The 14,625-nt window shown below is 42.4% G+C and carries 12 protein-coding genes; 5 read left to right on the top strand and 7 right to left on the bottom strand.

Annotated elements, in window-relative coordinates; translation table 11 throughout:
• Window positions 1–5: 5 nt before the first annotated feature.
• Both B8977_RS14320 and B8977_RS14315 read right to left on the bottom strand, forming a co-directional pair.
• Complete coding sequence (locus B8977_RS14320; RefSeq protein ID WP_084018982.1) at window positions 6–5,444, bottom strand: N-6 DNA methylase; 5,439 nt, start codon at window positions 5,442–5,444, stop codon at window positions 6–8.
• A complete protein-coding gene (locus B8977_RS14315) occupies window positions 5,431–5,868 on the bottom strand; it encodes a DUF1896 domain-containing protein (protein WP_048499054.1) in 438 nt (145 codons plus the stop codon). The genes B8977_RS14320 and B8977_RS14315 overlap by 14 nt, the downstream gene beginning before the upstream one ends.
• A 226-nt stretch (window positions 5,869–6,094) precedes the next feature.
• Between B8977_RS14315 and B8977_RS14310 the strand changes: the two genes are divergently transcribed.
• From B8977_RS14310 to arsB, 5 genes are read left to right on the top strand one after another with little or no spacing between them, the layout of a single operon-like run.
• On the top strand, window positions 6,095–6,424 hold the full coding sequence (locus B8977_RS14310; protein ID WP_047094742.1) for an ArsR/SmtB family transcription factor: 330 nt from the start codon (window positions 6,095–6,097) through the stop codon (window positions 6,422–6,424).
• A 59-nt stretch (window positions 6,425–6,483) separates the two neighbouring features.
• Window positions 6,484–6,948, top strand: coding sequence for a DUF6428 family protein (locus B8977_RS14305; protein ID WP_084018980.1), 465 nt, complete (start codon window positions 6,484–6,486; stop codon window positions 6,946–6,948).
• Window positions 6,949–6,991: 43 nt separating this feature from the next.
• Window positions 6,992–7,765 (top strand): metallophosphoesterase family protein, encoded by a 774-nt coding sequence (locus B8977_RS14300; RefSeq protein ID WP_084018978.1) that lies wholly within the window; start codon window positions 6,992–6,994, stop codon window positions 7,763–7,765.
• 17 nt (window positions 7,766–7,782) lie between these two features.
• The gene (gcvH, locus tag B8977_RS14295; protein ID WP_084018976.1) at window positions 7,783–8,160 is read left to right on the top strand and encodes a glycine cleavage system protein GcvH; all 378 of its coding nucleotides are present in this window, start codon (window positions 7,783–7,785) and stop codon (window positions 8,158–8,160) included.
• Window positions 8,161–8,167: 7 nt separating this feature from the next.
• Entirely contained in the window at window positions 8,168–9,196 is a 1,029-nt protein-coding gene (arsB, locus tag B8977_RS14290) for an ACR3 family arsenite efflux transporter (protein ID WP_084018974.1), read from the top strand.
• A 75-nt stretch (window positions 9,197–9,271) separates the two neighbouring features.
• On the opposite strand, the gene B8977_RS14285 is transcribed toward arsB, so the two are convergent.
• From B8977_RS14285 to B8977_RS14265, 5 genes are all read right to left on the bottom strand, one after another.
• Window positions 9,272–10,153 carry an ORF6N domain-containing protein gene (locus B8977_RS14285; protein ID WP_084018972.1) on the bottom strand — a complete coding sequence of 294 codons (882 nt, stop codon included), beginning with the start codon at window positions 10,151–10,153 and terminating at the stop codon, window positions 9,272–9,274.
• Window positions 10,143–12,236, bottom strand: a complete 2,094-nt coding sequence (locus tag B8977_RS14280) for a type IA DNA topoisomerase (RefSeq protein WP_013632654.1) — start codon at window positions 12,234–12,236, stop codon at window positions 10,143–10,145. Before B8977_RS14280 ends, B8977_RS14285 begins: the two co-directional genes overlap by 11 nt.
• A gap of 6 nt (window positions 12,237–12,242) precedes the next feature.
• Window positions 12,243–13,703, bottom strand: a complete 1,461-nt coding sequence (locus B8977_RS14275; protein WP_084018970.1) for a DUF3945 domain-containing protein — start codon at window positions 13,701–13,703, stop codon at window positions 12,243–12,245.
• Window positions 13,704–13,786: 83 nt separating this feature from the next.
• Window positions 13,787–14,095, bottom strand: a complete 309-nt coding sequence (locus B8977_RS14270; protein WP_084018968.1) for a helix-turn-helix domain-containing protein — start codon at window positions 14,093–14,095, stop codon at window positions 13,787–13,789.
• Window positions 14,096–14,107: 12 nt separating this feature from the next.
• Window positions 14,108–14,461, bottom strand: coding sequence for a helix-turn-helix domain-containing protein (locus tag B8977_RS14265; protein WP_013632656.1), 354 nt, complete (start codon window positions 14,459–14,461; stop codon window positions 14,108–14,110).
• Window positions 14,462–14,625: the final 164 nt, after the last annotated feature.

Here is a 14,625-nt window from a genome sequence, read left to right as displayed (position 1 = left end):
GACTATTATAATACGCCACGAGGTGAATGAACGCCTTTTGTCCGTATAATGCTTTCCTGCACCTTTGGGGCTTCATTCTGCTTTTCTGCCTGCTCCGAAGCATCTTGTTTGGTTTCCGGCGTAATAGATAGCTGTATCTTTCTTTCTACGGCAGCCAGTTCCGTTTTAAGCTCACTCAATCGACTTTCCTTAGCCCAAGTACCGTTAACCACTTCCTGAAGTATCGGCAGGTCTTTTTGTATTTCAGCGATTTTCTCCTGCTCCTGCTTCACAAAGCCCGGCAGTTTTTCCAAAGCCCTTAAAAAATTCATTGCGGCGGTTTCGGGGTCTTTTGCCATCAGACCGTTATTGTAGGTGTACTTGATATTGCCCTCGCCAGTTATAAAAAATCTATTGACCCTTTCGAGTGTTGAATTATCCTTTGGAAGTTCTGTTTTAACCAATAATTGAAACCCGTAGAGGTTGCCTATTTCACGATAGTCGCCTGCCGTGCGGGCTTTGTTCGCAATCTCGTTCAGTTTTGCGCCTATTTGTTTCGGATTTGCATTGGGCGGCAAGCCATCTAACAGCACAGGGTTTTCGATTGTACCGTCCGAACGCTTTTGCAGGCGTTGCTGTAAGTTTTCCCAGTCGGTACTCATCCGGCTCAAACGGGATTGAGTGCTTTGCAACATTTCCATATAATCCTGTACCTTAAATTTGGCACTGGATTTAGAGCGGTTGAACGCCTGCTTTTCGCTTTCCAGTCCGGCAATCTGTTTTTCCAGTTTGGCTTTATCCAACAGGTCTGTATTTCCTGACAGGATTGCCACATATTCCGAAAAGTTCATTCCCGATTTTTCGTCCATACTTCCCTCGTCAATCGTTCTTTTGGTCAGGTTGTTAGTCTTTAACTGGTCGATGAAAAGCTGCTTATTATACAGCAGGTTGAATTTGTAACTGTCCAACGATTTTTCAACTGCATAGATAATCACAGCAACTTTATTATCGGCAAAGAATTTGGCAATCTCATTGCCTTTTCTGATTGCCCGCCCGTCCCTTTGGGCAAGGTCAGACGGTCGCCACGGTGTATCTAAATGATGAACGGCAACAGCTCTTTTCTGTGCGTTTACGCCAGTTCCGAGCATACTTGTAGAACCGAACAGTACACGGATTTTGCCCTCGTTCATTCCGTTGATAAGTTCCTTACGTTGCTTATCATTTTTCGCTTCCTGAATAAACCTTACTTCGTGCGCAGGTATGCCGTGGTCCTCCACGAGTTTGCGTTTTATTTCGGAGTACACGTTCCATTCGCCGGGCTTGTAGGTTCCCAAATCGGAGAAAACGAACTGCGTTCCTTTCTGTGCGTTGAACTGGTTGTAATACTTGGCGATATTTACCGCACAATGCGAAGCCTTGTTGTCGGGATGGTCGTCGTATATACCACTTACCATACGCATATCGAGCGACATCTTACGGGCATAGTCCGTCGCAATGAGCATCTTTGCTTTTTCTTCCCTTTGCGATAATGGTTCTCTACCGAGCAAAGTAGCATCGCCCGTTTTGGCAAACTGCATCAGGCTTTGGATAAAGGCTTCTTGGTCGGGCGTTGGCGGTATGTTGTACAATACCTCGTTCTTAGTGGGGCGGTCAATACCAATATCCTTAGCCGTTCTGTAATCCGTGTTTTCAGAATAGAACTGTGCCAGTTCCGGCACTTTGATAAAGTAGCGGAAACGCTCTTTTGCTACAATATTGTTAGCTACCGAAAATTCATAATCGGTCGTTTTCCGTGCATAGATAGCTGCCCACGCATCAAAGGAATGAATACCCTGTTTTTCCAATGCACGGGGGCGCAGGTATTTAAACAGCAGGTACAATTCCGTTAATGAATTGCTGATGGTTGTACCCGAAAGAAAGGTTGCACCCATATCCGCATTGGTACGCTCCTGAATGGTGCGGATTGCAAACAGCAGGTTCAGTGCCTTTTGGCTGCCGTCCACGTTCCCCAGTCCGGCAACCCGTGTATGACGGGTGTTGAACATCAGGTTTTTGAACTGGTGGCTTTCGTCCACAAACAAATGGTCTATGCCCATCATCTTAAAGTCCACAATATCATCCTTACGGTTTTCAATATCGTGTTGCAGCGTTTTCAGCTTTACTTCAAGATTTTCTTTCCGCTTGATTACCCCGGCGAGCATTCCCCTTGTCACTTCCTTGCCCTGCGATTTCAGGGCATCGAGATTGCGCTCTACGCTGTCCAGTTCTATTTCGAGGATTTCCTTTTGTATTTCGGGCGATTGCGGTATCATTCCGAACTGGTCGTGCGTAAGTATCACGCAATCCCAATCATTATTTTTAATATCCCCGAAAATCCGCAGGCGTTTTTTCGGCGTAAAATCATCAATACCCGGATAAAGGATTTTGGCGTGTGGATAGGCTTTACGGTAGTCTTCGGCAATGGCAGGTATATTTGCTTTCAGCCCGATAATCATCGGCTTATGGGCTAATCCCAAACGCTTCATTTCCTGCGCTGCGGTACACATTATCAGCGTTTTTCCTGCGCCTACTTCGTGGTCGCAGATAGCACCGTTGTTCAGCTTTATCATCCAAACGGTGTCCTTTTGACTTGAATACAGGTCTTCAATGCCTGCTCCCTTGCGGTCTAATCCCGGAAATTCCTGATGGCTTCCGTCATAGTTTGGGCGAACGAAACAATTAAAGGTATCGTTGTACTGGTCGGTCAGCCTGTTTTTAAACTCATCGTTCTGTGCGTGTAGCCAGTCGGTAAAGGCGGTACGGATTTCGTCAATCTTGGTGTTCGCCATTTGTATGGCTTCCATATCCCGTACTTTAACCTCTTGGTCGCCAACCATTACTTTTTTGGTAATATCAGGCGTGGTATTGACAAGGGCGTGTTTAAGCAGGGCAATACCGTCAAACGTGCGGCTTTCCGCTTTGACCGCATATTTTTCCCAAATGTGCATATTGCCCTGATGACACTTTACGGAAAAGTCGTCGGAGCTTTCGGAGTAATGAACCAGTACATCCGCATCGAACAAATGCGAAGCGAAACGGGCATAAATTCCGGTAGGTATCCACCGTTCGCCGAGGTTAAAATCCAGTTCCTCAAATTCGATACGTTTTGGTCGGGCTTCCTCTAAAGCGGTAAGGCTTTCTTTGGCTTCGGTATCATCGGGATAGTTTTCGAGATAGGCTCTTACTTCATCTGCTTTCTCCACCACGTTGCCTGCAATCCAACGTTCGGCTATTTCATATTCCTGTTGTAGCGGATTGTAGAACAACCGCCCGTGCAGGGCTTCTTTCAGGGTATCGGCAGGCAGGCTGCTGATTTCGGACATAAAGTCCAAATCCACATTTCCGTATTTGTTCAGGGAGGCAGCTAAAGCCTCTTCGGGATTGTCGGTTGCTAACGTGGTAGTAGAGAAACTGACCGGACGGCTGAAAATATCCGCTTTATGGATTATGCCGCCAATGACACGCTCCAGATAGGGGATTTCTTTACCTGCACTGTCTGTTTTTATCAGCTTGGCATTGTCGGCAGTATTGAGATTGCCGTATTTTTTGGTAAAGGCATCGTACAGCAGGTTCAGGGTTTCCCGTTCTTCCCTGTGTTCGGTCTGTTTTTCAGCTTCTTTTTGGTACAGGTTGATATAACTGTCCCTTACGGCTATGTAGGCTTCGGCTCTTGCTTTCTGTGCCGACGGCAATTGCAATGGATGAAAGATAGCTTTTTTGTCTTCCTTATCCACCTCTTGCAAATAGCCGACCCAACCGTTATCCACCACAAGGCAATCATTCCGGTGGAATAATTGCAGTTCGCCGCTATACGGAGCAGGTTCAGGAACGGTGTTAATATCGGTAACGGGAATGGCAGTCTTATCAGACTGGCCATTGCCGTTTATTTGTGAAAACAGGTCGCCGATGGCTTCCTGTTTTTTGCTGTTTACTTGGCTTTTTCCATTGGTAGCACCATTGGATTTTAGCGGTGTATAAGGTTGCTGCCTGGCACTGCTGAACAGGTCGGGTTGACGACCTATTGTGCCTCTTCTTTTATTACTACTTTGCCTTTTGTTTTGGGTAGTTCTTTTAGGTGGAGCAAGCACCATTACAGGCTCACCCGCACTTTCAAACAGGTCAAAAATGCTTAGTTGTTTTAGTTCCTGTGGGCTTTCCTGATGGACTACCGGAGTGGTTATAAGCTGCGGTTTTTGCTGAACGATTGCAGGGTCTATGACCGGAGGTGTAACCTTTGGTTCAATCGGAATTTGTATCATAGGCTGATCATTGCGTTCGCCTTTGTATAAATTCAAATTCAGATGGTTCCCAAAATCTTCGGAAAGCATTTGTTTCAAATCTTTGGCAATACCCTCAACACCGTCTTTATGCGTATAGATTAAGGCAGGTTGACCGTATGGGTCGGTATCTAATTTTTGGTCGGTATGGATAATTCTTGTACCGTCCTGAAAGAGCGCATTGCCCGGCGTATTGTATTCGGTTGGCTTGCTTTGGCAAAACAGATCTTCCCTGTCGGTCAGATTTTGTTTTGCCGTATTTTTTTGCAGGATAATCAGGTCGCTGCCCACTTCCGTACCTGCATATTCGGTAAACAGATTGTTGGGCAGTCTTACAACCGAAACCAAATTATTATCCTGCATCAACGCCCTGCGTATGGGTTCGTTCTTAGGGCTATTCAGAATGCCCTGCGAAGTGATGTAAGCCAACAAACCACCCTCACGGAGCATATCAGCACCTTTCAGAAAAAAGTAATTGTGTATGCTTCGGGCAGCCTGTTCCTTTGCGCTGTTTCTGCTGCGTGAATAAGAAAGGTCAAATACAGAAGTATCGCCGAACGGTATATTACTGGCGATTATATCATAGTTGTTTTGTTCCCTTTCGGGAATTTCCTCAAAACCGTTGATACGGATATTGCTTTCAGGATAAAGCTGCTTTAAAATCTTACCTGTGAGCAAGTCTTTTTCATAGGCGGTAACACTGGCTTTCTGATTTTCCGAAAAGGATTGGATGAATGAGCCGATACCTGCGGAGGGTTCGAGGAATTTATCAATATGCAGACCCTTATCCCGCAAGGCGGATGAAATGGCATCTATAACCTTTGGCGGGGTATAAAAAGCCGTCAGTACGGAACTTTTCATACTGTCCACATACCTGCGGTACTGCTTATCGTCTTCGGAATTTTCTTTGAGTAATTGGTGGAGTTCCTGCGTTAATGGAAAAAGGTCGTGTTCTGTTTTTCTCCAATGATTGATGTCTATTTCGTTTTCTACGGGGTTCAGAACGAATTTAAGACCGCCAAATCCGCTGTATCGCATCATTAGCAGTCTTTCGCCTACGGTGGCTTGGCGTTTCTCCTTTTCCAGTTTAAAAGCAATTCGCAGGGCATCAATATTCAGTTGGAGATGTTGCTTTTTACTGAAGCCCATTTTCCTCAATCCATATTGAGATGGTTCCGGTCAGTTCGGTGTAGAGTACATCAAACTCATTTCCGTTGGCGAAATCATCGGTTAATTCATATCCTGCGAAAACAGGCTCACAAACGGGGAACATTTTCAGGGCGAACGGTCGCAGTTCCTCGTCTGCCATTATGGTATCAAATTCATTGCATACCACTTTGAAAACCGTGTCGAACTTGGAGAAGTGCAAGCCCTCAAAAAGTATGTAGTTGGCTATTTCGTCGCATTGCTCAACGGCGTTTCCCGAACGGAAAGCACCCTCATAAGCATTGGCAGCCCACGAAGACCGTTGGTCAATAAATTTTTGGTCGTGTGCCTTTTCGGGAAAGCTGCTGTTTAATAATTCTTGCAGTCGTAATCTGAAATACGACAGGTCTTTTTGCTGTACATCCATACTTATTTTGATTAGAATTTTACTTAAATCCTAAAATTATAAGCAGGAGCAATTGCCTTTGATAATGTTGCAGCGTTTGGCTTTGAAAGGCAGGATTTGGCGATTTACAATAGAAAATTGAACTGATTATTTATACAGAATTGGTGCTTGGCTATATGTTTTTTCACAAACTACTTTTGTGGTTTAAATATTTATCGTAATATTGCGATATATTATTACAAATAAGATGGGCGTAACAAAAACAGAAATATTTACAGAACAGCAAAACAGCTTGGCAACCACTTTAAAGGCACTGGCTCATCCTGCCCGTATAGCTATCCTGCAATACATCATCAAGCAGAATGCTTGCATTTGTAATGACTTAGTGGAAGAATTAGGATTGGCGCAGGCTACGATTTCACAACATTTAAAAGAGCTTAAAAACATTGGTATCATCAAAGGCAATATAGAAGGGACAAGTGTGTGCTACTGTATTGATGAAAATGTTTGGCAGCAGATTAAAAAGGAACTCAATGCTTTCTTTATAGATAATGTAGAGGTTGATAAATGCTGTTAAGCATTTTTTTTAAGCACATTAATCGCAATAAAGCAATATAACAATTAAATAAAAAAATAATGAAACTATCAAACATCAAAGAAATCTTACCAGCATTGGATAATGTTGAATTTCAATTAGAGAACGGAACATTTGTACCCGAACACTTTCACGTTACCGAGATAGGTGTTATTACAAAACATTTTATTGATTGTGGCGGAACAATTAGAAACGAAAAAGTTGTCAATTTCCAATTATGGAATGCCAACGATTTTGAACACCGATTAAAGCCAACAAAGCTATTAAACATCATTAAGCTATCCGAAGAAAAGTTGGGTATTGAAGATGCCGAAATAGAAGTAGAATACCAAAGTGAAACGATTGGTAAATTTGATTTGGATTTTAACGGAAATCATTTTATACTGAAGAATAAACAAACCGCCTGTTTAGCTCAAGATGCTTGCGGTATTCCTGCCGAAAAACAGAAAGTAAAATTATCAGACCTGAATAATGCTTGCTGTACACCTAATTCGGGATGTTGCTAAAATTAATGAAACATTAAAAATATAATTCTTAAAATCAATAAAAATGAAAATTGCATTATTCAGCGACATTCACGCCAATCTACCTGCATTAGAAGCATTCTTTGATGATGTAGAAAAAAGAAATCCCGATAGTATTTATTGCTTAGGCGATTTGGTCGGTTATAATATTTGGGCAAATGAAGTAGTGAACGAAATCCGTAAACGCAAAATACCAACCATTGCAGGGAATTATGATTTTGGTATTGGACGTATGAGCAACGATTGCGGATGTGCGTATAAAACTGAACCCGAAAAAGACAACGGCAGTATATCTATTTCTTTTACCAACTCTATTATGAAAGATGAAGAAAGAGCCTATTTGCGTACACTTCCGGCACATATCAAAGTAGAATTTCAGTTGAACGAGGATAAGCTCAATTTGCTATTGGTACACGGTAGCCCAAGAAAAATAAACGAATACTTATTTGAGGACAGGGAAGAAAAAAGTATGCTTAGAATTATGGAACAGGCGGACGCAGACATTATGTGTTTCGGACATACACACAAGCCATACCACCGCATTTTAAATTCGGGCATTGACGGACAAGACCATTTCAGACACGCCATCAATATAGGTTCGGTAGGAAAGCCGAAAGACAGCGATGTAAGAGGCGGTTATGTAATGCTTACTATCAATGAGCAAAGTTCTGTATTGGACAAAGACAGTATCAGTGTGGAATTTATACGATTTGATTATGATATTGAAAGAGCCGCAAAAGCAGTAGAGGAAAGCATTTTACCAAACGAATACGCAGAGAATTTAAGGAGAGGTTACTAATCAAAGAATTTATAAAGATGGAATTTCCAACCGATAGAAAGTATTCAAAAGAACATACGTGGATAAGCGTACAGGACAACACAGGTACAATAGGCATTACCGAATTTGCACAAAGCGAATTAGGCGAAATCGTATATGCAGATTTACCCAATGTTGGATATAGTTTTCGGCAGGACGAAGTATTCGGCTCTGTTGAAGCGGTTAAAACGGTCAGTGATTTATTTATGCCTGTATCGGGTAAAATCGTTGAAACGAACGAACTGCTATTGAAAGTGCCCACACTCATAAATGACAATCCTTATAAAGACGGTTGGCTTATTAAAATAGAAATACAGGACATCGCAGAATTAGAAAACCTGCTTACCTCAAATCAATATAAAGAACTCACAAATTAACCACGCAATGCAATCAAAACTAAAATTCCTTGACCGTTACCTAACCTTATGGATATTCCTTGCAATGGCATTAGGCATAGGATTGGGATATTTCTTTCCGGATATATCAAAAATTACAAATGCTCTATCCGTAGGCACTACAAATGTTCCGTTGGCAATAGGTTTAATATTGATGATGTACCCACCATTGGCAAAGGTTGATTATTCATTATTACCTATGGCATTTAAGGACAAAAAAGTAATCGGTATATCCTTATTGCTGAACTGGGTTATCGGCACAGTACTGATGTTCGGTTTAGCAGTTTTGTTTTTACGGAACGAACCCGATTATATGACAGGCCTGATATTGATAGGTTTGGCAAGGTGCATCGCAATGGTAATCGTTTGGAGTGACTTAGCTAAAGCAAACAGAGAATATACAGCTATGTTAGTTGCATTAAATAGTATCTTCCAGATACTTTCTTATAGCTTCTTAGTTTGGTTATTCATCAATGTATTACCTGAAAAATTAGGAATAGCTAACTTCAATGTAAGCGTATCAATGAAAGACGTAACCGAAAGCGTATTGATATACTTAGGCATTCCATTCTTAGCAGGTTTTATAAGCCGTTACGCATTGGTGAAATCAAAAGGTATAGAATGGTATAACAGGAAATTTGTATCCCGAATATCGCCCATTACATTGTATGCTTTACTGTTTACGATAGTATTAATGTTCAGTCTGAAAGGAGATAAAATATTAGAACTGCCAATGGATGTAGTAAAAGTTGCCATACCGTTAGTAATCTATTTTGTACTGATGTTTTTCGTCAGCTTCTTTATCAATAAATCCTTAAATGTTCCTTACGACAAAAACGCCTCAATCGCATTTACAGCCACAGGAAACAATTTTGAATTGGCAATAGCCGTAGCAATAGCGGTTTTCGGTATTCATTCTCCACAGGCGTTTGTAGGCGTTATAGGACCGTTAGTAGAAGTTCCGGTACTGATATTATTAGTAAGAGCAAGTTTATGGCTAAAGAAGAAATACTACTAAAGCTATTTAAGAACGATAAGGGTATTTTAGGTGTCAAATAGCAAAGAAGCTCTCCGAAAATTCGGAGGGCTTCTTTTATGGCTTATTTAGGATTTGAAGCATCCTGCCGACTTCAATATCCATTCTTGAAAAAGCAAACCATTTTTTGCCCAGGTCTTTGAGTGATGCCCCGATATGGTAGAGTTCTGTATGGTCAATAATCAAAAAACGGTCATGGGCATCGGAAAACACTTCAATTTCTATCGGAGGATATTGACTATTATAGCGTTGTAAGTCTAACTGTAACTGATTGCTGAAACTTTTGGTAAGAATTGTAGCAGTTACATTAGTCTTACGCTTACCCAACAAAGTAAGCACCGTATCATCCACATAATTATCAAGCAGGATAATAGAACTTTTGGCACTTCGGATAATATCGGAAACAAAGGCGTAGGCATCAAATACCTGTCCGTCGTAGAAAATGCCTTTTTCACTGTGGAGCTTGTCGCTTTCCAAAGCCTTAAAAATCTCTTCAAATTTTTGGTCGGCTTCCAGTTGCTTTAACTCGATATTATCCAAACGATGAAACAAAGAAGCGTTGCTAATGAGCATACGCCGCATTTCTACAAAGGCTTCCATTATTTCCACACTCATTTTAACGGCTATATCTGAACGGAGTATGGCAGATGCCATTGCAACGCCTTGTTCGGTAAAAACATAGGGCAAATAACGTCTGCCGCCGTAATTTAAACTTGAGGTTCCAATTTGGAACCTCAAGTTTTCAACTTCCTCTTCGGTCAGTTGAAAGCAGAATGATACAGGAAAACGCTCAATATTTCTTTTTACGGCTTTGTTCAGGTTCTTTGTTTCCACCTGATATAAGGCGGCGAGGTCGCTATCCAACATTACCTGTTTGCCCCGAATGGTATAAATCAGGTTCCTGATTTTTTTGGGTACGATTGACGGTTTATTTTCCATTGCGTTTACTGCTTTTGTTTTTCTCAAACTCAAAGGAACTTTCAGCGTTTTCTTTCAGAATGATGTAAGCATCGAATTTCTTTCCGGCTTTGCTTGTCATTCCTTTGATAAGAGAGGTTTTGCCTTTATTGACAAGGTTTGTTACATTTTCGATACTGATTTGTACACCGCAGACGGTGCGGAACTGTACCCAGTTACAAGCCTCATCAGGGCATTTCACAATCTTGTCACGGATAATAAGCTGCTGACTTTTGCATTTCGGGCAGGTTAGTTTGGGTTGGTTGGTGCTTGCAATAGAGGTTTGTAGCAATTCATCGGTAATAGATTTGGCATAGGTTTCCATTTCCTTTTGGAATGTTCCGGCATCCGCTTCGTTATTTTCTATTTTCTGTAACGCCAATTCCCATTCGGCAGTCATTGCCACGTCTGCAATTTTCCGGTCTTTTACAAGCCCGTACACCTGCAATCCTTTTTCCGTAGGGATTAAAGAACGTTTATCCCGTTGGATATAATTACGGGTAAACAGGGTTTCGATAATGGCGGCTCTTGTTGCAGGAGTACCGATGCCGATATTTTTGAGGGCTTTGCGTTCTTCTTCGTTCTCAATTTCTTTCCCTGCGGTTTCCATAGCCGACAAAAGCCCGGCTTCGGTGTAAAGCACTGGTGGTTTGGTCTGCTTTTCCAAAACTGCGGCTTCCTTTATGGCAAGTTCGTCGCCTTTATGCAGTTCAGGTAATTCCTGCACTGGCTCTTCGCCGTCATCGGTAAAACTTCCTTTTATGGAACGCCAACCCGCTTCCTGAATTTTACAGCCTTTTGCCGTAAAGTCGTAATGCAATACCTGTAATGATACATCGGTTATTTCTTTGACACAGGCTTGCGATATGGCTTCAAGCAAGCGAAGCGCAATCATATTGTAAATCTTGTTTTCGTCTGCATTAAGTACGGACGGCACTTTGTCCGTAATCAACAAACCGTGATGGTCCGTTACACGGAGGTCATTCACGATACGTTTGTTGAACCGTCCCCATTTGATTTTGGTAAGGGCTTGCTTGCAATCCTCACGATTTTGCAATGCCCGCACGAGGTTTGGAATTTCTGCCCACATATCTTCAGGGATGTATTTGCTCCCGGTACGTGGGTACGTGATAAACTTCTTTTCGTACAGGCTTTGCGCAATATTGAGCGTTGCTTCAGCAGATAATTTCAGCCTTTTGTTGGCTTCCTTTTGTAAGCCTGTCAGGTCGAAAAGCAAGGGCGGTTGTTCTGTAACGCTTTTGGTTTCTACTGATGTAAAGGTTGCCGTTGCGCCACGCTGAATAGCTTTAAGGGTATCATCAGCAAGTTGCTTTTCGTCCCATTTGGTTGCGGAAATACTTTTGAAATCAACCTGGGCTTTGTTGTGCGTTAATTGTATCTGCCAGTATTTCTTTACCGTGAAATTCTTATTGTCGAGGTAACGTTTGCATATCAAAGCCAGTGTGGGCGTTTGCACTCTTCCAAGCGAATAGATACCATTGCCTGCGGCAATGCTCAATGCCTGTGTAGCATTGATGCCTACAAGCCAGTCGGCACGGCTTCTGCCTTGCGCTGCCTGATACAGTCCGTCAAATGCTGCCCCGTCTTTTAGGTTGTTGAAGCCTTGCTTTATTGCCTTTTCGGTAAGCGAACTTATCCAAAGGCGTTCAAAAGGTTTGTTGCATTTCAGGTATTCATAAATGTACCTGAAAATGAGTTCGCCCTCACGACCTGCATCGGTAGCAACGATGATGCTGTTGCTTTGCTTAAAAAGCTGCTCAATGACTTTCAGTTGCTTTAATGCGCCAGTATCGGCGGTGTACCCTTTGTCTTTTTTGACCTTGCGGACGGTCAATAAAAACGGGTTGGGCAATATCGGCAGGGATGCTTTATCAAATCCCGAAATGCCGTAATCTTCGGGCATTCCCAGTCCTATTAAATGACCGAATGCCCACGTAACAAAATAGCCGTTACCTGTCAGGTAGCCATCCTTTTTATCGGATGCTCCCACAAGTCCGGCTATTTCCCTTGCTACGCTTGGTTTTTCTGCAATGATTGTTTTCATACTGTATTACATTTTTCTGCCTTTGGATTTTTCAGGCTTGTTATCCTGTTGCTCCTGCTGCTTCTCGTTTTTCGGTCTTTGCTGCCCGGACTTCAAAGGCTCTTGGACGTTCTTGGTCGCTTCGTTGGTTTTACCCTCCGAATTGACGGCAGTTTGTGTTTTATGAGTTTCGGCAGGTTCTACCCGTGCTTTGTACTGACCGGGAAACTCAAAATTGGTCTTTCCGCTATCTTTGTCGAACGTGATATAACCCTTATACGGTTGGTCTTTTTTGTCTTTCAGTTCAACGTATATGGTTTGTCCAGCTTTGAACTTGTTGTACTGCTCATCATCCAGTTCTTTGCCCCTGAAAGTTCTTGGAGCTTCTTGCGGTTGGCTTTGCTGATTGCTTAGTTGGGTATTCTGTTGGTTCGTTTGCGCCTGCTGATTGTTGTTGCTTCTGTCAAACAGGAACTCAACATACCGTTTGTCCGCATTGAATTGTACAGTTGCCGAAAACTCCGTTCCTTTCGAGGAAATCATACCCTCTAAATAGAGCGGTTTGCCCTCCATCAGCGTTTGCTTTTGTTCGTCATTCAGCTTTACGCCCTTAATTTCATCGGGAATTTTTATAAACTCCGTGCGCAGTGCAATCACATCATTGGTCAGCCTGTCAATGCTGATAATGGACGGCATCAGTTCGCCTGTTTTAGAATTTACCAAATTGACGACACGCCCCATATTACCCGTTTCGAGCAGGTTTTTCTTGTCTTCGTCCGTAAACTTGTGACCGAAAAACTCAAAGTGGAGGTTAGGTTCTCTTTTGATACCGTGTATTGCCACGATAACATTGCCGTCTTCCGCTTGCTGCAAAGACAAGCGGGCATCTGTGCGGAGGATGGAACTACCGAGGTTAATACCTATCGGTAAAAGTTCATTGGTTTTATAACCTCGTAACAAAGGGTCGAGCAGGTTTCTTTTTTCAAGATACTCTTTGCTTAATCCGAGGTTTTTCATTGTGTCCCAATCAATCTGCTCCGGCTTGTAGCGGTATTCGCTTGTTTCTGTTGTTGTTTGTGCTGTTGCCATATTATTTTGATTTTCTTGTTTTTTATCCGGTTGGAGTTCTGCTTTCACTTCGTGTTCTTTCAGCACTTTCTCGCCCTGTGGAGTGGGCTTATATACGTGCTTTTGCAGTTCCTCCGCTTTTTCAGCAGCAACAGGGGCAGGCACTTTGAAGAAAGTAAAGTTTGTAGGGTTCTTTAACTGGCTGAAAAAATTGGAAAAGAAGTTGGAAAAGAAATCGCCGCTTTTGTCCACACGCATAAACTGGTTTTGGTTCTTCTTGGTGGGTTCTACGGTTTCCATTTTCCCGTTTTCGTCGATACTCTTTACCGCCTGGATTTTCATTTTCTCTTTATCCAGTACGAGTAATATGTCCGAAAGCTGTTCCGGCATTTCTTGTTTATTCGTTGTTTCTTCGCTCATAATCTGAAATTTTAAAATTCACGGTCGAATGTAAAGGAAGCCTTCACTGATTTGCGTTATGTGGCACTCAAAGGCAGTGTTTGTCACTTCTTGGCATCCAGTTTAGGCAGGGGCGGGTTAAAACTTTCCCTGATGAATTGATGCACATCGGACAGTTTGTAATACAGTTTTCCGCTAATGGTATAATAAGGGAGCTTACCTATGGAGCGATACCGTTGCAGGGAACGGTTACTGATTTTCAGCATTTGCAATAAATCCTGATTATCCAGTAACTCTTCGCCGTCTATGCTGTTGCGCTTCTTTTGTAAATCGTCGATGTGGTTGCCAAGAATGTCCAGCCTGTCCATTATGCGTTCCATCCACGCCACAAATTCCATTTTGTCAATATTCATACGGGTACGCTTTTAATGATTACCTGATTTCAGCTTTCTGCCTTTCTCGATATAGCTTTTGCCTTTCGCCATAAGCTGCTCCACATATTCATCGGTCGTCTGCACGGCGTTAGCGTTGAGCATTTCCTTGATAGCACCAATCGTATAGTAATACTGCCCGTACATTTTTGAAAAAGCTATCTGCCCGTTGGTGCGCATACGCCACAACGTTTTTTCGCTGATGTGGAGATACTGGCAGACTTCGTGGTTGTTGAGCCATAAGCTATCGTAGCTTGTATCTTCCAGTTTGAGGATATATTCGCTAATGGCTTTCAACCGTTCGTTGAGGTGCTTCCACACTTCTTCGTCAACTGTTATAATGTTCATTGCACTATTGTTTAATATTCACAGTACAAAATTCAGAAGTGTGGCAGTGTTTGTCTGCCAATGCGTACCCATTGGTTTGGCACTTTTTTTCAAATTTTTTGCAATGAGAAAAACCCTTGTTTAATAAGGGTTTTAGCGTGTTTCGGTTATTTTGTAGTAGCCTT

The sequence above is a fragment of the Moheibacter sediminis genome (assembly GCF_900176425.1).
Taxonomy (GTDB): domain Bacteria; phylum Bacteroidota; class Bacteroidia; order Flavobacteriales; family Weeksellaceae; genus Moheibacter; species Moheibacter sediminis.
The sequence above is the reverse complement of the archived record's forward strand: the minus strand, read 5'-3'. Positions and strand labels throughout refer to the sequence as shown.